Source organism: Streptomyces sp. NPDC018045 (genome assembly GCF_044327445.1).
Lineage (GTDB): Bacteria > Actinomycetota > Actinomycetes > Streptomycetales > Streptomycetaceae > Streptomyces.
The window spans coordinates 587,989-607,710 of record NZ_JBIRFL010000001.1 but is presented as its reverse complement, the minus strand read 5'-3'; the positions used below and the strand labels follow the sequence as shown (position 1 = coordinate 607,710).

The window sequence follows — 19,722 nt, the reverse complement described above, 5'->3', positions numbered from 1 at the left end:
ACAGACCGGGCGGCTACCGCCCCACCGGGCCCGCGACGCCCGGCAAGCAACGGACGATGACGACGGCGGAAGAGACGAAGGAGACGGGCACAGTGGTGTGGACGGGAGAGTGGGTCGCCCAGCGGCTCGGTGTCTCGCTGAGAGGTGGGGCGGAGCTGCCCCGGCTGCTGGGACTGGCGCTGCGGCGCAACCCCAAGCGAGCTCACCTGCTCGTGTCGAACGTGCTCGGCAAGCATGTGCCGCAGCGTCCTGAAACGGTCTACGGCGCGGGCCTCGGGCTGGGCCGCCAGGTCCGGGAACTTCTCGGCGACACCGAGGCGGCACGCGCCGTCGTCCTGGGATATGCCGAGACCGCCACAGGACTCGGGCACAGTGTGGCCGACGGGCTGGCCCTCGCGCCGTATCTGCACTCCACGCGTCGGCCGGTCGCGGGCGTCGAGCAGGCGGGCGGTTTCGAGGAGGAACACAGCCACGCGACCTCGCACCTGCTGCTCCCGGAGAATCCGGAGCTGCTGGCCGGTGACGGCCCCCTGGTCCTTGTCGACGACGAGTTCTCCACCGGTCGCACGGTCCTGAACACCATCAAGGCGCTGCACGCCCGCTTCCCCCGCGAGCGGTACGTCGTCGTCGCCCTGGTCGACATGCGCTCGGACGCGGACCGCGGCCACCTGGAGAAGTTCGCCGCCGACCTGGGCGCCCGGGTCGACCTCATGGCCCTGGCTGCCGGAGGCGTGCAGCTCCCGGCCGACGTCCTCGAACGCGGCCAGGCCCTCGTAGCCGCCCATCAGAACGCGACACCCGTGCCAGAACAGGCGCCGCGGGCTCCGGAAGCAGCGGCGGCCCCCGCCGGAGACGCTGGCAGTGGCAGTGGCAGTGGCAGTGGCAGTGGCAGTGGCAGTGGCAGTGGCAGTGGCAGTGGCTGGGGTGGAGGTGGGGACGGAGGCATGGCTGCGGACGGGGTTGTGGCTTCGGACGCAGATGTTGTTGCGGGCGCGTCGGTGGCCTCGGCCACGGAGATTGTCGCGGGCGGGGCTGCGGCCTCGGGCGAGTCGGCGACCTCGGGCCGGACCACGGCTCCGGGCGGCCCGGCGCAAGCCGTACGCATCGACCTCGGCTGGCCGGAGGCCGTGCCGGACGGTGGGCGCCACGGCTTCACCCCCGCCCACCGCGCCGACCTGGAGGCCGCGCTCCCCGGTATGGCGGACCGGATCGCCGACGAACTCGCCGGCGCCCGCCGGATACTGGTCCTCGGCAACGAAGAGCTGATGTACGCACCGCTGCGCCTCGCCGGAGCCCTGGACGACTCCACGTCGGCCGAGGTGTACTTCTCGACCACCACCCGCTCGCCGGTCCTCGCCGTGGACGACCCGGGCTACGCCATACGCACCCGGCTGACCTTCCCCGCCCACGACCGGCCGGCCGACGGCCCGGGGGAGCGGTACGCGTACAACGTCGCGGCCGGCGCGGACCCGCAGCGACGCTTCGACGCGATCGTCGCCGTCACGGACTCGCACGGCGACACCCCGGAACTCCATGGACCCGACGGTCTCCTGGACCGGCTCGCCGCGCACACCGACCGGCTGCTGCTCGCCGTCATCCCTTCCTACACACCGGCGTACCCGCTGCCGCAGACGCCGGAGCCCGCCCCGAAGTCCACGCCCCACGCCACGCGACGACAGGTCTGACCGATGCCCCTCCCCGAGCCGCTGCGCGGCCCCGCCTTCTCCTCCTACGCCCCTGACGAGGTCGGCTGGCTGCTCCAGGACCTGTCCTCGATCAGTCTGGAAGCGCCCACCGAGGAACGCGAGGAGGCGATACAGGCCGGCGGCGCGCACTATGCCGAGTCGCTGCCCGTCGAATACCAGCCGAGCGAGCAGTACCAGGCGCTGTTCCACAGCGCTCTGGAGACCTCCGCCGGCCGCATCGCGCGGGCGGTCGGTGCGGTCACGGAAACCGTGCTCGCCGAGCGCTCCCCTCGCCCGGTACTGGTCTCGCTGGCCCGCGCCGGTACCCCGGTGGGCGTGCTGATGCGCCGCTGGGCGCTGCACGCCGACGGGCTCGACCTGCCGCACTACGCCGTCTCGATCGTGCGCGGGCGCGGTATCGACACCACCGCACTGCGCTGGCTCGCGGCCCACCACGACCCGGCGGACGTCGTCTTCGTCGACGGCTGGACGGGCAAGGGCGCCATCACCCGGGAACTGGCGCAGGCACTGCGCGACTTCCCGGGCTTCGACCCGCGGATCGCCGTGCTCGCCGACCCCGGCGGCTGCGTGGACACCTACGGCACCCGCGACGACTTCCTGATCCCCTCCGCGTGCCTCAACTCGACGGTGTCGGGCCTGATCTCGCGCACCGTACTGCGCGACGACCTCGTGGGACCCGATGATTTCCACGGCGCCAAGTTCTACCGCGACCTCGCCGGGGCCGACCTGTCGCGGGTGCTGATCGACGCGGTCGCCGCGCGGTTCGACGAGGTCGCCGAGCAGGTCGCCGCCGACGTGAAGGAACTGGCCGCGGCCGACCGGACGCCCACGTGGGCGGGCTGGGCCGCGGTCGAGCGGATCAGCGAGGTGTACGGCATCCATGACGTCAACCTCGTCAAGCCGGGTGTCGGCGAGACCACGCGGGTACTGCTCCGCCGTGTCCCCTGGAAGATTCTTGCCCGGCGCGGCGCCGGAACGGACCTCGATCATGTGCGTCTCCTGGCTGAACAGCGGGGCGTGCCCGTCGAAGAGGTCGACGAACTCCCCTACACCTGCGTTGGCTTGATCCACCCCCGTTTCACCCGGGGCGCGACGGGTGCGGACGGCAAGGCGGTGACCGCGCCGTGAGCACGATCGTCGCCAGTGACCTGGACCGCACCCTCATCTATTCGGCCGCCGCACTGGACCTGGCCATGCCCGACGCCGCTGCGCCACGCCTGCTCTGCGTCGAGGTCTACGAACACAGACCGCTCTCCTACATGACGGAGACGGCGGCGGAACTGCTCGCCGGCCTCGCCGACACCACCACGTTCGTCCCCACGACCACGCGCACCCGCGAGCAGTATGGACGCATCCACCTCCCGGGCCCCGCCCCGCGGTTCGCCATCTGCGCGAACGGTGGCCACCTGCTCGTCGACGGCGAGTCCGACCGGGACTGGCAGCACACCGTCGCCGCCCGGCTGAGCGCGGAGTGCGCCTCGCTCGACGAGGTCCGCACGCATCTGCTGCGGACCGTCGACCCGGCATGGCTGCTCAAGGAGCGTGTCGCCGAAGGACTCTTCGCCTACCTCGTCGTCGAGCGCTCGCTGCTGCCGCAGACCTGGGTCAAGGAACTCGCCGAGTGGGCGGACGCCCGCGGCTGGACCGTCTCGCTCCAGGGCCGGAAGGTCTACGCCGTGCCGAAACCGCTGACCAAGAGCGCGGCCGTGGCCGAGGTCGTCCGTCGGACCGAGGCCTCGCGAGTACTCGCCGCCGGCGACTCGCTCCTGGACGCCGATCTGCTGCTGGCCGCGGACCGCGGGTGGCGACCCGGCCACGGGGAGCTGGCGGACTCGGGCTGGAGCGCCCCGCATGTCACCGCGCTGGACGAGCGCGGAGTGGCGGCAGGCGAGGAGATCCTGCGGGCCTTCACCCGCGGTGCTGCCCCCGCCCGCTCTTGTTGAGCCGTACGGCGAGGAACGCCAGGACAGCCAGGGTGGCGGCCACCAGCACCATCTTCGAGTACGCGTCCACATAGCCGGTCACTTCCTCCCAGTTCTCACCGAGTGCGTAGCCGGCGAGGACGAAGATCGAATTCCAGATCAGACTGCCGAGTGTGGTCAGGGCGAGAAAGGCCGGTATCGACATCCGCTCGATACCGGCCGGTATCGATATCAGGCTGCGGAAGATCGGGACCATCCGGCCGAAGAACACCGCCTTGTTGCCGTGCCGTTGGAACCAGCGCTCCGTCCTCTCGATGTCGGAGACCTTGACCAGCGGCAGCCTGGCCGCGATCGCGAGCATCCGGGCCCGGCCGAGCAGCGCGCCCACACCGTAGAGAGCCAGTGCGCCGAGCACCGATCCGAGCGTCGTCCACGCGAGCGCGGAGAACAGAGTCATCCGGCCCTGGCCCGCCGCGAAGCCCGCGAGGGGCAGAATCAGCTCGCTCGGCAGGGGCGGGAAGAGATTCTCGGCGGCGACCGCCAGGCCCGCGCCGGGCGCGCCGAGGGTGTCCATGAGTCCGGTGATCCAGTCGATATCCGCGTGTTCGTTCATGCTTCGACGTTAGAAATTCGCGGGCGTCGGCACATTGCGGAAAACCGCACGGAACACTGCGGTTTTCCGCAGTGCGGTGGTGTCGGCGCAGCCGCTAGCGTTTCGATCATGCGGGGGATGGCACGGCGCGGGATGCGCCTCACGGTCGGATTGTTGGTCGGCGCGGGCACGGTGGCGGTCGAGCTGCCGTTCATCGTGCTCTCGGGGCTCGCGCTGCTCTGCGTGTTCGTCTGGCCGCGTGGGAGACGCAAGGTAATGGAGCCGGTGATGACCATGGCCCGGTGGCTCATCGAGTCGGCGCGCCGCCGCTTGCGGTTCGGCGGGGCCGATTTCTCCTACGGGTACGACGACGAGCGTGCGCTCAAGTACCTGGCGGTGCGCTGGCTGTTGGGTCTCCTGGGCGCGTGCGTGGTGCTCGCCGCGCTCATGGGGGCGACCGTCGTTCTGTGGGCGGCGACGGCATGGATGTTCTCCCACATCGAGCATCCGGTCGATGTCGCGGAGACCGGCGTGGGCGCATTGTTCCTCCTCTTCCTCAGCCTGCAGTCGGTGTTCGGGGTGGCGGCTCTGGAGGCCCGTCTGGCGCGCCATTTCCTCGGCCCCACGCACGAGAGAGAACTGAAACGCAGGGTCGCGGAACTGGCCTCCAGCCGGGCCGGGGTCGTCGCCGCGGTCAATGACGAACGTCGCCGCATCGAGCGCGACCTGCACGACGGTGTCCAACAGAGACTGGTGGCCCTCGGGATGTTGCTCGGCCGCGCGCTGCGCAGCAAGGACGAGGCCCACGCCGTGAACTTGCTGCGGCAGGCCCATGCGGAGAGCCGCCAGGCACTGACCGAGCTGCGCGAGGTCGCCTGGCGTGTCTATCCGACGGTCCTGGACGAGGCCGGACTGCGGGCCGCACTGGAAACCGTCGCGGAGCGCTCGGCGGTCCCTGTCCGGCTGACGTACCGACTCACTCAAGAGCCCGAGACCGCCGTGGCGACCGTCACCTATTTCGTCGTTTCCGAGGCGGTCACCAATGCGGTCAAGCACTCTTCCGCGGTAGGAATAACCGTTACCGTCGACCGGAAGGACAACCTCCTGTCCGTCCGGATTCAGGACGACGGCCGGGGTGGGGCGAATGCCGCGGGAAGCGGTCTGTTCGGGCTGGCCCGCCGGGTCGCCGCCATGGACGGCCGGTTACGGGTGGACAGCCCGGTCGGCGGACCCACCACGATCACCGCGGAGCTGCCGTGCGCGTAGTACTTGCCGACGATTCGACCTTGCTGAGGGAGGGCCTGGTGCGACTGCTGACGGAAGAGGACCACGAGGTGACAGCCGCGGTCGGGGACGCCGCTGAACTGATGACCGTGCTGGAGCGCGCGTCGGCGGAGCAGCGGCCCGACGTGGTGGTCGTGGACGTACGGATGCCGCCCACGCACACGGACGAGGGGCTGCGGGCGGCCGTGCAGATCCGTGAACGCTGGCCGGACGTCGGCGTCCTTGTCCTCTCGCAGTACGTCGAGCGGCGGTACGCCGCCGAGCTGCTGACCGAGGACAGCGAGGGGGTCGGCTACCTGCTCAAGGACAGAGTCGTAGAGGTGGATGAGTTCCTGGACGCGTTGGAGCGGGTCGGTTCCGGGAAGGCCGCGTTCGACTCGGAAGTCGTACGCGTCCTGTTCTCCCGCAGCAGCCGTACCGATCCGCTGAATTCGCTCACGGCCCGCGAGCGTGGGGTGCTCGCCCAGATGGCCGAGGGACACACCAACGCCGCCATCGCCGGGAGGCTGCACATTTCGCAGAGCGCGGTGGAGAAGCACACCAACGCGATCTTCGACAAGCTCGGCCTGACCGGCACCTCGGGCTACTCTCGCCGCGTTCTGGCCGTACTGCGCTACCTGGGGACCTGAGGAGGGCCAGTGATCAAGAGCAAAACCACCGCCGTCGCGGAGGAGCTGCCCGACTACGTACTCGCGCACATCTCGCCGCCGGCCGCCGTGCAGCGGGAGCTGGTGGAGACCACGCATTTGGTGCTGGCACAGGCCGTGTCCCCGGGCGGCAAGCTGGTCGCCTGTGACGTCTCCGGGGAGCGGACGGCGTATGGCCGTGAGGCGTGGGAGAAGGTCGGCTTGGCCGATTTGATCGACCTGCGGATTGCACCGGTGCTGGACACCCTGCGGACGATACCCACCGAGCCGCACATCGGCTTCGCTTGCCTCGGTGCGGGCAAAGTCAACTAACCCGAGTTCTGGGACGAGTTGATTCAGCGTCTGCGATCCGGGGGCTTGATCATCGCGGACAGCGTCCTCTTTGACGGGGTCGCGACGTCGGCCGTCGGCGTCTCGCAGGCGGAAGGCGCAGTCACGGCCATCAGGTAGTTCACCGAGCACGCCAGTGCGGACGAGCGGGTGGAGGCGATGGGGCTTGCCGGGGCAGGTGGACTGATGGTGGAGCGGAGGTCGTCAGAACTAGGGACGGGCGGGGGCGCAGCTTCGAGACACGACGCCAAGGCGCAGGTATGGACAGCCGGTAGGCGAGAGCCGAACGCTGGCAGACGGCAGACGGCAGACGGCAGACGGCAGACGGGTGCCCAGCGCCGGGTACCGGGCCGACGTCGGAGTCGGCGCCCGGGCCCCGGGCCGGTCGACTGCCGGGAGCCGTGGCTGTCGGTGCTAGCCGCAGCAGCCGCCTCCGCAGCAGCCACCGCCTGCGCCGCCGCTGGGCGTCTGGGACGGGGTTGCGGCGGTGCCGCCGACGGCGACCGTGGACAGCAGCTTGACCGTGTCCTCGTGCCCGTCCGGACAGGTGGCCGGGGCGGAGGATTCGGCCATCGGGCGGTTCAGCTCGAAGGTCGAGCCGCAGGAACGGCAGCGGTATTCGTAACGAGGCATGGCGACAGATTAGCCCGCGAGTGGGAGAGAGGGGGCGGGGCGTGAGGCGGAAGCAGTCCGGGGCAGCGTTCGACCGTGCCCGGAGGGGCGCCGAGAAGGCTCACTTCGGCACGCGTGGGTGCCCCTTCCCAGCCGCCGGGCGAGGCGACCGCGAAGGCATCGGTCGTCACGGTTCGTTCCAAGCGCCCGGCGACGCCCTCGCCATCCGGCAGTGCGGAGTCCAGCGGGGCGGAAAGGCGCCCCGCCACGAGCGCGTCGGCGGCGCAGACCGCGTCCACGGCCCGCACGGCTATGGCCGGCTGGTGCAGCGAATCGCCTCCGGTGTCGTGCGCGTCGTGCGGGCTCTCTGTCGGGTATGGGCTGCTTATCCTGTTTGTCGGGGTGACGGGGCGGTTCGGGCGCGTGTAAGGGGTGGCGCTGGCCTGGCCGAGTTCGAAGGCAGCCTCCTTGGCGCCCGTGGCCAGCAACTGCCCCGCCTGAGCAGCGGTGCCGGGCAGGGCGCCCGGTGGGGAGCGCAGGGGGACTTCGTCGGCCGAGGTGACCAGGGGGCCCACGTATGGCATCCAGTCCCGCGACACCGCCGAGGCGTGGTCACCCGTCCACAGTCGACCCCGGGGGTTGACGTCCCAGCACGCCAAGGGGCCATGACCCCGGGCCAGTCGAAGAACATGCGCCGAGGCCGCACGGGCGGTGGAGGTCAGCGCCGGGTTGATGCAGGTCAGGTGAAGGATCCGAGGTGCGGCGGTGGTGGAGGCCCGGTCGAGTGCGTCCGGAGCCAGACGCGAGTCGGCCGGGCCCCCGCGGTAGTAGTACACCCGGGGCAGGTTTGGCAGCCGTGGCTCGGAGAGGATCAGCCCGGTTGGGGCGCCGGGGCCCCTTCGGGCTCCCGAGACGTTCACCGCTTCCACTCACGGCGTACGGAGTACGAACCCGTCGGTCTTATCGTTCCCGGAGGCGCCCACCCAGCGGGCAGGGCGGCCGAGCCGGGCGAGGCCGATGGCGATGTTGCTCTCTGCGCCTGCGATGGAGACGTTCGTTGTGCCGCCCAGCTTGAGCGGGCCGCTTCCGCGCAGCGCGACCCTGGTCTCGCCGAAGGCGAGAACGTCACGGCTGTTGCCCGTATCAGCATCGCAACTTGGGACTGTTTCGACACTCGGGGTCACTTCGCCAACCGGGCTCGCTTCGCCAGCCGGGGTCGCTGCGGGTCCCAGACCCGCTGCGGGACTCGGACCCGCTGGGAGATTTGGGCCAGCTACGCGCCGCGGCGCCGCTTCGGTATTCGGATTTGTGCAGGCGCCCGGAGCTGGGGGCGGGCTGGGGCTCGCGCTGGTAGGGGTAACCGGTGCTGCTCGTTCCGCGTCGATGGTCGTGTCGGTGCTCATCCTGCGCGCATCGAGAGGCAGTCGGTTGCGCGGGTTCGGAGGGCGGCCAGGTCGCCGCCGTCTGCGATGGCCCGGTCAGGGGGCCGACTCCGACAGTCACTGCTCCGGCGGCCAGGTAGGCGTGGGCCGCTGCCGCGTCCACCCGCTGACCGGCACGAACGGCGCATCGGAGAACGACGCATCAGGGGGCGACGTGCGGAGACCTCTGAGGTAGCCGGGGCGCCGACTGAAGCCGGGAAGAGCTTCAGTGCGGTTGCTCCCGCGGCATCGGCAGCGATCACTTTGAAGGGGTGAGGATTTCGGCAAGGACCGGCAGACGGAGGTGTACAGAGGTGTCCAGGCCCGCGCTCGGGACGGGGTGACGGTCAGGTTCGCTCAGGCTTCGGCGGCGAGACGGGTGCCGTCGGTGGTGAGTACGGTTCCGGCACCGAGCCGGGCGTCACCGCCCAGTTCGACGTGGGTGTGGCGGATCACGTGAAGAGCGTCCCGCCAGGCGAGGGAGGCCTCGCTGAAGGATTCCTCGGCCAGGGGGACCTCAGTCGTGCAGGAGCCCTCGGCCAGGGAAACTTCAGGGTGGAGGATCCCTCGGCCAGGGAGGCCTCGGTCGTGGAGGTGCCTGCCTTCGCGAGCGTCAGGGCCGTACGGAACGATGCGTCGGTGTCCGTGCCAGGGACGATGGCGATGGCGGCTGGGCGCGGTGTGTAGCGCGTGGCGAAACCCATGCGGTGAGTCTCTGTCTTCCCTCTCTGCTGCGTACGTGTCGGTTGGGGGCTCGGTTGCCGCTCACCATTCGGCGAATGAGCCGTCCGCGTGACGCCAGACCGGGTTGCGCCAGGCGTGTCCCTGCCGGTCGGCAGCACGTATGGCCTGCTCGTCGACCGTCACACCCAGCCCCGGGCGGTCGGTGCGCAGGAGCGAGCCGTCGTGGAAGCGGAAGGGTTCCGGGTCGGCCACGTAGTCGAGCAGTTCGGCGTCCTGGTTGTAGTGGATGCCGATGGACTGTTCCTGGATGAGGAAGTTGGGGGTGGTGAAGGCGATTTGAAGGCTGGCGGCGAGGGCGACCGGGCCGAGTGGGCAGTGTGGGGCGAGCTGGGCTCCGTACGTCTCCGCGAGAGCGGCGATCCGGCGCAGTTCGGAGATGCCGCCCGCGTGTGAGATGTCCGGTTGAAGGATGGCGACGCCGGCTCGGAGAGGAGCCAGGAACTCCTGGCGGGTGAAGAGCCGCTCGCCCAGCGCCAGCGGGATGTTGGAGGCATTGACCAGGTCGGGCAGGGCGTGCGGGTAGTCGCAGAGGACGGGTTCCTCGACGAACATCGGCGCGTGCTCGGCCAACAGGGGAAGGAGGCGTCGTGCGTTGGCGGGGGAGACTCGGCCGTGGAAGTCCAGGCCGAAGTCCCGTTCGTCGCCGAGCACGTCCCGGGCGGTTTCGGCGCGACGCAGGCAGTCGCGTATTTCCGCGCGGGTGGCTACCGGTGTCATCGGTCCGCAGCCGTTCATCTTGACGGCGGTGAAGCCGGCCTCGATCTGGGCGGCCAGCGCGTCCCGGATCTCGTCCGGTTCGTCGCCACCGACCCAGGTGTACGCGCGGACGTGTTCCCGTACCGGCCCGCCGAGGAGCTGGTGGACGGGCACGCCGTACTGCTTGCCCTTGATGTCCCACAGGGCCTGGTCCAGTCCGGCGACGGCGGAGGACAGTACCGGCCCGCCGCGGTAGAAGCCGCCCTTCGTCATGACCTGCCAGTGGTCCTCGATGCGTGACGGATCCTGGCCGAGAAGGTACTCGGAGAGGACCTCGACGGCGGCGCGTACCGGCTCGGCTCGGCCTTCGACCACCGGTTCGCCCCAGCCGCTGAGTCCCTCGTCGGTCTCCACGCGGACGAACATCCAGCGTGGCGGGGCCAAGAACGTCTCGACACGGCTGATCTTCACGGGCCGCCGCCCTTTCTCCGACTGTGGCTGTGACTGTGACTGGCCAGAGGTTGGCACGGGGAGTGGAGGCCATCAATCGGTGGGGCGTGGGACATGGAGGTGGGGTTGGAGAGCGGAGTGGGAGGAACGGTGTCGGGCGTTGGCGTCTGGCGAGGCCGTTGTCACAGGGCGTGTCTGCGGTGCTTCGGGGCGCGATGGCGGCCTCGCTTGGCAGTCTCGTACTGCGGTGCCGCATGAGCGCCGGTGTGCGGCGGGGGAGGGCGCCGGGTCTGCCGTTGCGCCACTTCAGGGTGCCGCGCGCGCCAGTACGGATTGTCGTGCGGCAGGCCGCCGGAGACCCGTCCGTACATGCCGAAGACCAGCAGCATCAGGCCGACGACGAAGCTGAACAGGACGTTCTGGATGCGGAAAGCCAGGTAGTTGAAGCCGGTTTCCAGGATGGCGAGATTGATGAAGCCGCTCAGCAGGAATGCCATTCCGAGCACGATGTTGAGCGTGGAGGCGAAGTTGCCGCCGATCACCATGCCTCCGAAGAGGATCAGCCCCACGATGATCGACAGGACGCTCAGTGCGCCGTTGGTGTTCAGACCGGCGACGGTGTCACCACCCGTGTCGAAGAATCCGATCTTGTCGATCAGCCCGAGGATGCCGAAGGCGACGAGTACCAGGCCCATCAGTCCGGCTCCGAAACGGTAAACCGTGCTGAGCCGGTGATCGACGGGCAGGTGTTCGTCGAGTCGCGTGCGCCGCACCTTGCCGCGCAGCGTCCGGGAGGGCCCGTGCAGGGCCTGGCCAGCTTCCATGTGCGGCCTCCTTAGCGCGATGAACCGCCTGGGCCGTGCCTGAGTCCAGCATCCGCCTGTCTGCGGCGTGACGCCATAGTGCCAGGTCATGAGGCTGGGGAAGGGGACGCGGGCCAGGGCGGGTACCGGGTGCGGGGCCGGGCGGGGAGGGGGCCAGGGGCAGTCGGCTGTGCCGTCGGACTGCCGGCTGGGCCGCCGGGCGTCCGGAGGCGTCGGCTTCAGCCCGCCGCTCCGCCACCCCGTTCCTCGCGGATCTCCTGAACGACCCGGGCCGCGGTCTGCCGTACCGCTTCCGTCTCGGTCAGGAAGTGCCACCAGTCGGGATGCCTCCCCTCCAGGCCGGTGACCGCGCGCTCCAGACGCGCCACCGCGTCGTCCAGCGGCCGCGCATGCCGCGGGTCGGGCGTGCTGCGCCCCGCCATCGCCAGGCGCTGCGCGTCCCGTACGGCGAAGCGCGTACGCTCGACCTCCTTCTCGTGGTCGAAGGACACCTCGTCCAGCCGCCGCAGCCGGTCGCCGGCCGCCGAAACCGCCTCGTCGGTGGTGTTCAGCAGGGCCCGTACGGTCGCCAGCAGGCTCGTGGCGTCGGCCCATCGCTGCTCGTCCCGGGCCCGCTGGGCCTCCCGCACCTTGGTCTCGGCCTGCGCGACGGCGTCCGCGGCCTGGTCCGGTACGTGCTGGAGGTCCTGCCAGCAGGCAGCGCTGTAACGCCGGCGCAGTTCGCTCAGTACGGGGTCGACCTTGCTCGCCCGTGTCGTGATGGCCTGGGCCCGGGTGCGCAGCGACACCAGCCGCTTGTCGATCTCCGCGGCTTTCTCGGGCAGCCGCTCCGCCTCGGTCCGTACCGACTCGGCCTGGCGCAGTACGTCGTCGGCGCGCCGGATCGTCTCCTGCACGCCGTGCTGCCCGGCGCCTTGGTTCAGCTTGGTCAGCTCGGGCGACAGGGCGGCCAGCCGGGCCGCCAGATCGTCGGCCCGGAAGTCCTGCGCGCGGACGGTGTCCAGTGCGTTGCTCGCGGCGAGCAGGGCCTGCCGGGCCCGTTCCACCGCCGGCGCGAGCCGGGCCAATTGCGTTTCCGCGGTCTGGAGAAGCGGGCCGAGGCCCTGCGCGAAACGGTCGAGGTCGGCCTTGACCCGCTCCAGCTCCTCCTTGGCCCGGGTGAGGTCGGCGCGGGCCCGCGAGGCCGCACCGGCGTCGAGATCGTCCCGGTCGAGATCATGGGCGTCGACGGCGGAGATGTAGCCCTGGCTGACTTCGTCGATGCGCCGCCCGAAGTTCTCGTAGTCCTCCGCGGCACGTCTGGCCGCCGGAGATCTGTCGACCGCCGTGATCGTCTCTATGGAGATCCGGAGATCGCGCTGCGCCGTGTCCAGCTCGTAGAACGCCGCCGCCGCCGCATCCTTCGCGGCCTGCGCGTCCGCACGCTGGCTCTCCCCGCGCCCGAACCAGCGCCGCGTACCGCCACCCGCGAACGCGGCCGGCGCCGCGGCCGCCAGCAGGGGCAGCGGCAGCAGGAGCAGCGTCATCGTGTCCCGGAACGCGCCCCGTCGAGGGCGACGGCGTACTGCACGGCGCGCTCGCTGCTCGTGCGGCTGCGTGTGTGTCGCCGTCACATCCCTCTCCCGATCGCATCGCCCCAGGCCCGACTGCCATTCTCCCACCCAGTAGGAACGAACACAGCGGCCGGTTGGTTCGCGATCGCGGGGTCTGGTTCACCGGCCCCACGGTGAGGGGTGCGCCCTGGTTTGCGGTATCGCCCGGGGAGCAAGGTAGTCTGTCGGCTCAGCCAGGGCGCATAGCTCAGCGGTAGAGCGCTGCTCTTACAAAGCAGATGTCACAGGTTCAAATCCTGTTGTGCCCACCAGCGTGAAGGCCCCCCGTCGATCTTGACGGGGGGCCTTTGGTGTTTTTGGGGTTGGTGGGGCTGGAGGGGGGCCGGGCCGTGGACTGCCGGCCGGTGGGTGGGGCGGTGGTGTGGGGCGCGGGTTGGGGTGGTTGTGGGGTGGTCTGTTGTTGGTGCGGGGTTATCGGGGCCTGGTTGGTGTGGCCGATCTGTGTGGTCAACGCTGCCGATAGTGGCGTTGGTTCGGGGGGCTGTGCCGTTCCGGGAGGCGCGCGATGACGTCGTGGTGGGCGGTCGACATGCGTGGTGGTCGGTCCCGGTGCACGCTGAAAGCATGGCTGAGCATCCGCCGGTGATCGTGCACCCGCCCTCGTCGTCCGGGAGGCGGCGGGTCACCATCCACGGGCAGATCGTCGGGCTGGCGCACGGGCGCGGTGACGTCGCCGAGTTTCTGCGGCATGCGGGGCTGGCGCCGGATGCCGAGGACATCGACCTGGACGCGCCGGGGCTGGTCGAGTGGCGTGGGGGTGACAAGGACACGTGGACGGTTTCGGAAGGGGAGGGGTGAGGGGTGTGAAGGGGGCGGGGCGCGCGTGCGGTGGGGTGGGGTGCGGTCGGGGAGGGTAGGTATTGGGGTTACGCGCTGTGCGGGTCGGCATCCGGAGGGTGACGGTGTGCGGCGTGGGTTGTTGTTCAGCTTTCAAGTGGTGTGTATCGTCGAGGTGTGACTTGAAGTTTCAAGTACTTCCGGTGGCCGACGGCCGGTCCCCGTGCCGGGTCCGTCGGCCCAGGCAGACCAGACAGAAATGAGCACTCGCATGTCCTCCCCCCTCAGCCCCCTCCGTGACTACGGCAGCGGTGTCGACGACCGGCACGCCGCCACTCCGCACGCGTACGACGTCGGTCTGCTCGTGCTGCGGCTCGCGGTCGGTCTGATCATGGCCGCGCACGGTACGCAGAAGCTGTTCGGCTGGTTCAGTGGGGCCGGGCTGGACGGGACCGGGCAGTTCTTCACGGCCAGCGGTTACCCGGCAGGCAAGGCGATGGCCGTGGTGGCCGGCCTCAGTGAGACGCTCGGCGGCGTCGGGCTGGTGCTCGGGCTGCTGACGCCGTTGGCGGGCGCGGCGGTCGTCGGAACGATGGTGAACGCGCTGGCGGTGAAGTGGGGCGGTGGTTTCTTCGCGCCCGAGGGCGTGGAGTACGAGCTGCTGCTCACGGCGGGCGCGGGCGCCCTCGCGCTGACCGGGCCCGGCCGCTACGCGGTCGACCGGCTGCTCCCGGTGCTGCGTACGCACCGGCTCGCATATGGGGTGGCTGCCCTGGTGTTCGGCGTGGTCGCGGCGTTCGTGATTCTGCTGGTACGCGACTGAGGCTGAGCTGGGTGGAACTGGGTGAAGTGAGGCCGCGTGGGGGCGGTTGGCGTACGTGAGGCTGCGGGGGCGCGTGCGGTCATGTGAGCCGCGCGGGGCTATGTGCCGGTCTATGTGAGGCCACGTGAAACGGCGTGGCCCACGTGAAGCCGTGGGGGTCACTTGAAGCCGTGGGGGGCCCGTGAAGCCGCGTGGGCCCACATGACGCCGCATGGGCCCACGTGGGGTCGCACGGGGTCGAGTGAAGACACGTACGACCACGTGCAGGCACGTAGGTCCACGAGAGGTCGGCGAAGCGACGCCGAGCCGGCGGTCGGCGAAGCGACGTCGGGCCGGCTGCCGAGGAAAGCGACGTCGGGCCAGAGCCGGGGGAAACGTCCTCGGGCCGGGACCACGCGGACTTGAAGGAAGCGAAAGCGACGTGAGTGGAGAAGCGGAAGGTGAGGGGTTGACGTGGCGGTGCGGCGGCTGAATCACGCGGTGCTCTACGTACGGGACGTGGCGCGCGCTGTGGACTTCTACACGGAGGCGCTGGGGTTCCGGGTGGACAGCGAGATCCCGGGGAGGGCCGCGTTCCTCAGGGCCGAGGGGACCGCGAACGATCACGACCTCGGGCTGTTCGCGGTCGGCGCCGCGGCGCCCGGGCCGGAGCATGGGCGGGTGGGGCTCTACCACCTGGCCTGGGAGGTCGGCACCCTCGGCGAGCTGGCGGACGTGTCGGCGGACCTGGCGGAGCGGGGCGCGTTGGTCGGCGCCACCGATCACCTGGTGTCCAAGTCGGTGTACGCCAAGGATCCGGACGGCAACGAGTTCGAGGTCATGTGGCGGGTGCCGCGGGAGGACTGGCCGGGGCCGGACGAACCGGACCGGCTCCGTCCGCTCGACCTCGAAGCCGAGCTGGCGCGCTGGGGGCGGGACGTGAAGACGGGCGCGGCGGCCGGTTCCGCGACTTGAGGGGGAGGGGGCGCGGCGCCCGGGTCGGCGGTGCGAAGGGGAAGGTGGGCGCGGCGCCCGGGTCGGCAGCTTGAGAGCGGGGTACGCGTGGTCGGGTCGGCTCCGCGTCCCCGTAGGCCAAGCAGCCTTCCGATCCCGGCTCCGCGCCCCCGCACGCCAAGCGACCTACCGCCCCCCAGCCGCCGCGCCTCCTAGGTCAAGCGGCCTCCCGGCCCTCCGTCGCCCGGGCCGACCAGCGCTTTTCCACCCCGGCCAGCCGCCAGTACGCCAGGGCGGCCGCCCAGACGACCACGAACAGGCCGACGATGATGAAGCCCACGTTGTCCAGGTCGATCGACGAGATCCAGCCGGTGAGGCCGTCGGTGAGGCCCAGCTTCTCGTGCAGGACGGTGACCAGTTCGATGGTTCCGATGAAGAAGGCGACGGCGATCGACAGGCCGGTGATCGTGAGGTTGTAGTAGACCTTGCGTACCGGGTTCGAGAACGCCCACTGGTACGCGAAGTTCATGAACGTACCGTCCAGCGTGTCGAACAGGCTCATCCCCGCAGCGAAGAGCAGCGGCAGGACCAGGATCGCGTACCACGGCAGACCGGCCGCCGCGCCGCTGCCCGCCATCACCATCAGCGTCACCTCGGTCGCGGTGTCGAAGCCGAGGCCGAAGAGCAGGCCGAGCGGGTACATCTGGCCGGGCCGGGTGATGGAGCGGGTGAAGCGGCCCAGTACGCGGTTCATGAAGCCGCGGGAGTCGAGGTGCTGTTCCAGCTCCGTCTCGTCGTACCGGCCCTGCCGCATCGCGCGGAACACCCGCCAGATGCCCGCCAGCGCGACGAGGTTGAGGGCGGCGATGAGGTAGAGGAAGCCGCCGGAGACCGTGGTGCCCACGGTGCCGAGCACCTGGTGGGCGCTCGATCCGTCGTCGAGCAGGGTGCCGGCCAACTGTGCGCCGCCGGCGACCAGGGCCGCCATGGCGACGACCACGCTGGAGTGCCCGAGCGCGAACCAGAAGCCCACCGAGACCGGGCGCTTGCCGTCGGCCATCAGTTTGCGGGTGGTGTTGTCGATGGCGGCGATGTGGTCGGCGTCGAAGGCGTGCCGCATGCCGAGGGTGTACGCGGTGATGCCGAGGCCGACCCCGAAGACCTGCGAGCCCACGGTGTAGTGCTGCGGCACGACCAGCAGGAAGAGCACACCGAAGGCGACGACGTGCAGGGCGGCTATGACCGCCATCAGGCCCGCGGTCCGCACGGTGTCCTGGCGCCGCCAGCGAAACCCGGGCAGAAGGGGCGGGGAGGGGGAAGGCGAGGGGGACGACGTTGCGGCTGGGGGAGGGGTTGGCGGAGAAGTCGGGGACGGCGTAGGGGAATCGGCGGACAGGGGCATCCGGTGGTCACGCTCCAGCACCTCGTGGATCATTTCGTGAGATGCCGTGGCCGGTCTCCTGGCTGACGGGTGTACGCGCCCGCCCCTGCCTTCCCGGCCGCGGGCTGCGGCCAGTGGCTCCGTACGGGCGCCCGGCGCGTACGGAAAGGGGCGGGAACTTCCCGATCACAGTGGCGAGGGCCGCTCCGGTCTGGACCCGAAGGTCTTCACCGGTCTTCCCGACACCACGGCCCGGACACTCTAACGCCCGCTGGCCACATGGTCATGGTCATGATCGCTGGATGGTCATCGGACAGGGGCGTCGGACAAGGTCATCGGACCAACATGGCGGGAACCCGGGGCGCCGTCCGCTCGACTACCTGGTCCTGGGCCCGTATACGCGGGCCGTGGGCAGTCGAGAGGCAGGGAGAGCGGACGTATGCGTCCTCGCGTGGGTCTGGTGAAGTCGGTGACCGGAAAGCGATCGGTGACGACGGCGGCGTCAGTGGTGGTGCTGGCGGTGGCCGCGCTGGCCACTGGTTGCGGCAGTGGTGACGGGCGTACGGCTGCGGGCGGATCGGCCGGTTCGGGCGGCGCGGCGGGAGGCTTTCCCGTCACGGTTGCCGATTGCGACGGGCGGCGGACGACGTTCACCGAGGCGCCGCGGAAAATCGTCACGAGCAATGCGGCGAGCCTGGAAATGCTGCTCCGGCTGGGTGCGGGTGACCGGGTCATCGGTACCGGATTCCCGCCCGGAAAGGGCACGTTGCCGCCTGAACTCGATGCCCGCGCGCAGCGTGTCCCGGTGCTGGGGAAGACGGTGATTCCGAAGGAGAAGCTGCTCGGTTCCGGAGCCGACGTCTATATCGACACGTTCGCTTCCATGGGCACCATGGGTGGAGCGGCGACCGGGCCGACCGAGGAGGAATTCGCCGCGGCGGGCATCAAGCACGTCTATCTGGCGTCGACGGCGTGCGCGCCGCGCAAGAAGGTGCCGCAGCGGGATCTGTCGGCGGTGGAGGGCGACATTCAGCGGCTCGGGCAGGTCACGGGCACTTCGCAGCGTGCGACGCAACTGGTGAGGGAGATGCGGAAGAAGGTCTCCTCGGTACATGCGGCCCTCGCGGACGTGCCCGCGGCGAAGCGGCCGTCGTACTTCTTCTTCGATTTCGACGCGGGGACGAAACAGCCCGTCGCGGTCTGCAATCGCCAGGTGGCGAACGCGGTGTTGACCGAAGCCGGGGCGCGGAACGTCTTCGCGGACTGCGCGAGCGCTTTCAAGCCGGTGTCGTGGGAGGACGTGGTCGGCAAGGACCCGGACTGGATTCAACTCGGCGTACGGAACCGGGGCAGCGCCGCGGCCAACGAGAAGGCATTCGACGAGGCCGAGAGATTTCTCAAGGAGTTTCCGGCCACGGCGGGGCTGCGGGCGGTGAAGGACGGAAAATTCCTTCGGATCGGCTCGGAGCGGACGACCATCGCCGGGGTGGGCAATGCCGACACGGTACGGCAGATCGCGGAGACGCTCTACCCGGACCGGCTGGCCACGTCCGGGGCGGGCCGCTGATGGCGCCGTTCGGTGCTGAGCGGGCCGATCAGGTTGAGCGGGATGGGCGGGCCAAGTCGGCCGGACGGGCCGAGACGTCCGGACGGGCCGAGACGTCCGAGCGGGCCGAGCCGGCTGAGCGGGCCAAGTCGGCCGAGCGGTCCGAGTCAGCCGGGCGGGCCGAGGGGGCCGGGCAGGCCGGGCAGGCCGAGCGGGTCGAGGAGCGTAACGGGTCGGACCGTACGGCCCCGGACGCTGCCCCTACGGGAGCCGTAGGCGCGGCTCGTACCGTATGGCTCGCCATCGGTCTGCTGGTCGCGCTGCTCGGCGCGCTGACCGCGGCCGTCGCGCTCGGTGCCACCGACATCGCTCCGGCCGAGGTGTGGTCGGTGGTGTTCCGGCGGCTGGGCGGTGAGCCGCCCCGGCCGGGTACGGACGACCTGATCGTCTGGCAGCTACGCGTTCCGAGGGCGCTGCTCGCCGCGCTGGTCGGCGCGGGCCTCGGGCTCGTCGGTACGGCCACCCAGGCGCTGGTGCGCAACCCGCTGGCGGACCCGTACCTGCTGGGCATCTCCAACGGTGCGTCGCTCGGCGCGGTGGCCGCGATCGTGCTGGGCGCGGGCGCGATGGCGGGAACGGGCGGGGTGTTCGGCGCGGGCGGAACGTTCGGCCTGGGTGGGGGCGTGGGTCTGTCGCTGGCCGCCTTCACCGGGGCGCTCGCCTCGTTCGCGCTGGTGTGGACGCTGGCCCGCCGGGGCGGCGGCTTCGCGCCGCTGCGGCTGGTGCTGGCCGGGGTCGGCATCGGGCAGTTCCTGGCGGGGTTCACCAGCTATCTCGTCCTACAGGCCGGGGACGAGCAGCAGACGCGCGGCGTGCTGTTCTGGCTGATGGGCAGCCTCGGCGGCGCCACGTGGGGCACGCTCGTCCTGCCGGCGCTCGCCGTGCCGGCCGGGCTGCTGGTCCTCCAGGCGCGGGCCCGCGCGCTGAACGCGCTCACGATGGGGGACGAGACGGCGGCGAGCGTCGGCGTGGACGTCGTCCGGCTGCGCCGCACGCTGTTCGTGGTGACCAGCCTGCTCACCGGCGTCCTGGTGTCGGTGTCCGGGGCGGTCGCCTTCGTGGGGCTGATGGTGCCGCATCTGTGCAGGCTGATCGTGGGGGGCGACCACCGCAGGCTGCTGCCGCTGGCCGCGCTGACCGGGGCGCTCCTGCTGGTGGTGGTGGACATCGTGTGCCGTACCGCCATGGATACCCAGGAACTGCCCGTGGGCGTGGTGACGGCGCTGATCGGCGCGCCGGTGCTGCTGTACGTCCTGGACCGGCGGCTGGGGGGCGGGACGTGAGCGGGGGCGAGAGCGTCAGCGGGGAGGAGAACGGGGGCGGGGACGGGAATGGGGACGTGAGCGGGAGCGGGCCTACGG

The 19,722-nt window shown here is 70.7% G+C and carries 14 protein-coding genes, 1 tRNA gene, 2 pseudogenes and 1 riboswitch; of the genes and pseudogenes, 11 read left to right on the top strand and 6 right to left on the bottom strand.

Annotated features, from left to right (window positions below; genetic code table 11):
- Window positions 1-56: 56 nt before the first annotated feature.
- Both ACH4EB_RS02535 and ACH4EB_RS02530 read left to right on the top strand, forming a co-directional pair.
- Window positions 57-2,834 (top strand): annotated as a pseudogene (locus ACH4EB_RS02535) (phosphoribosyltransferase).
- The gene (locus tag ACH4EB_RS02530) at window positions 2,831-3,649 is read left to right on the top strand and encodes an HAD family hydrolase (RefSeq protein ID WP_398345399.1); all 819 of its coding nucleotides are present in this window, start codon (window positions 2,831-2,833) and stop codon (window positions 3,647-3,649) included. The pseudogene ACH4EB_RS02535 and the gene ACH4EB_RS02530 overlap by 4 nt, the downstream one beginning before the upstream one ends.
- Here the strand turns inward: ACH4EB_RS02530 and ACH4EB_RS02525 are convergent.
- Window positions 3,615-4,241 (bottom strand): DedA family protein, encoded by a 627-nt coding sequence (locus tag ACH4EB_RS02525; RefSeq protein WP_398345398.1) that lies wholly within the window; start codon window positions 4,239-4,241, stop codon window positions 3,615-3,617. The two genes, ACH4EB_RS02530 and ACH4EB_RS02525, sit on opposite strands and share 35 nt — an antisense overlap.
- 108 nt (window positions 4,242-4,349) lie before the next feature.
- Here ACH4EB_RS02525 and ACH4EB_RS02520 point away from each other — a divergent pair, with 108 nt between their 5' ends.
- The 3 genes and pseudogenes from ACH4EB_RS02520 to ACH4EB_RS02510 form a co-directional block, all read left to right on the top strand.
- Entirely contained in the window at window positions 4,350-5,486 is a 1,137-nt protein-coding gene (locus ACH4EB_RS02520; protein ID WP_398345396.1) for a sensor histidine kinase, read from the top strand.
- Complete coding sequence (locus ACH4EB_RS02515; protein WP_398345394.1) at window positions 5,477-6,133, top strand: response regulator; 657 nt, start codon at window positions 5,477-5,479, stop codon at window positions 6,131-6,133. The genes ACH4EB_RS02520 and ACH4EB_RS02515 overlap by 10 nt, the downstream gene beginning before the upstream one ends.
- Window positions 6,134-6,142: 9 nt before the next feature.
- A pseudogene (locus tag ACH4EB_RS02510) lies at window positions 6,143-6,685 on the top strand (O-methyltransferase); the annotation flags it as partial.
- A 210-nt stretch (window positions 6,686-6,895) separates the two neighbouring features.
- Here the strand turns inward: ACH4EB_RS02510 and ACH4EB_RS02505 are convergent.
- The 4 genes from ACH4EB_RS02505 to ACH4EB_RS02490 all read right to left on the bottom strand — a co-directional run bounded on the left by ACH4EB_RS02505 (window position 6,896) and on the right by ACH4EB_RS02490 (window position 12,841).
- On the bottom strand, window positions 6,896-7,114 hold the full coding sequence (locus ACH4EB_RS02505; protein WP_398345393.1) for a zinc ribbon domain-containing protein: 219 nt from the start codon (window positions 7,112-7,114) through the stop codon (window positions 6,896-6,898).
- Window positions 7,115-9,279: 2,165 nt separating this feature from the next.
- Window positions 9,280-10,425, bottom strand: a complete 1,146-nt coding sequence (gene dgoD, locus ACH4EB_RS02500; protein WP_398345392.1) for a galactonate dehydratase — start codon at window positions 10,423-10,425, stop codon at window positions 9,280-9,282.
- Window positions 10,426-10,586: 161 nt separating this feature from the next.
- Entirely contained in the window at window positions 10,587-11,228 is a 642-nt protein-coding gene (locus ACH4EB_RS02495) for a DUF4383 domain-containing protein (RefSeq protein WP_398345390.1), read from the bottom strand.
- A 218-nt stretch (window positions 11,229-11,446) separates the two neighbouring features.
- Complete coding sequence (locus tag ACH4EB_RS02490) at window positions 11,447-12,841, bottom strand: hypothetical protein (protein WP_398345389.1); 1,395 nt, start codon at window positions 12,839-12,841, stop codon at window positions 11,447-11,449.
- A gap of 176 nt (window positions 12,842-13,017) precedes the next feature.
- On the opposite strand from ACH4EB_RS02490, the gene ACH4EB_RS02485 reads away from it, so the two are divergent.
- The 4 genes from ACH4EB_RS02485 (at window position 13,018) to ACH4EB_RS02470 (ending at window position 15,395) form a co-directional block, all read left to right on the top strand.
- Window positions 13,018-13,092 (top strand) — tRNA-Val (locus ACH4EB_RS02485).
- A gap of 313 nt (window positions 13,093-13,405) precedes the next feature.
- A complete protein-coding gene (locus ACH4EB_RS02480; protein WP_398345388.1) occupies window positions 13,406-13,639 on the top strand; it encodes a hypothetical protein in 234 nt (77 codons plus the stop codon).
- 250 nt (window positions 13,640-13,889) lie between these two features.
- Window positions 13,890-14,441: a DoxX family protein gene (locus ACH4EB_RS02475; RefSeq protein WP_398345387.1), complete on the top strand. Its 552-nt coding sequence runs from the start codon at window positions 13,890-13,892 to the stop codon at window positions 14,439-14,441.
- A 453-nt stretch (window positions 14,442-14,894) separates the two neighbouring features.
- A complete protein-coding gene (locus tag ACH4EB_RS02470) occupies window positions 14,895-15,395 on the top strand; it encodes a VOC family protein (protein WP_398345386.1) in 501 nt (166 codons plus the stop codon).
- Between the two features lie 196 nt (window positions 15,396-15,591).
- On the opposite strand, the gene ACH4EB_RS02465 is transcribed toward ACH4EB_RS02470, so the two are convergent.
- Window positions 15,592-16,809, bottom strand: coding sequence for a HoxN/HupN/NixA family nickel/cobalt transporter (locus ACH4EB_RS02465; RefSeq protein ID WP_398345385.1), 1,218 nt, complete (start codon window positions 16,807-16,809; stop codon window positions 15,592-15,594).
- A riboswitch (cobalamin riboswitch) is annotated at window positions 16,807-17,020 on the bottom strand. (Overlaps the previous gene by 3 nt.)
- A gap of 243 nt (window positions 17,021-17,263) precedes the next feature.
- Here ACH4EB_RS02465 and ACH4EB_RS02460 point away from each other — a divergent pair.
- Together ACH4EB_RS02460 and ACH4EB_RS02455 are read left to right on the top strand one after the other, a co-directional pair.
- A complete protein-coding gene (locus ACH4EB_RS02460; RefSeq protein ID WP_398345732.1) occupies window positions 17,264-18,322 on the top strand; it encodes an ABC transporter substrate-binding protein in 1,059 nt (352 codons plus the stop codon).
- Complete coding sequence (locus tag ACH4EB_RS02455; protein WP_398345383.1) at window positions 18,322-19,644, top strand: iron chelate uptake ABC transporter family permease subunit; 1,323 nt, start codon at window positions 18,322-18,324, stop codon at window positions 19,642-19,644. The genes ACH4EB_RS02460 and ACH4EB_RS02455 overlap by 1 nt, the downstream gene beginning before the upstream one ends.
- Window positions 19,645-19,722 lie beyond the last annotated feature (78 nt).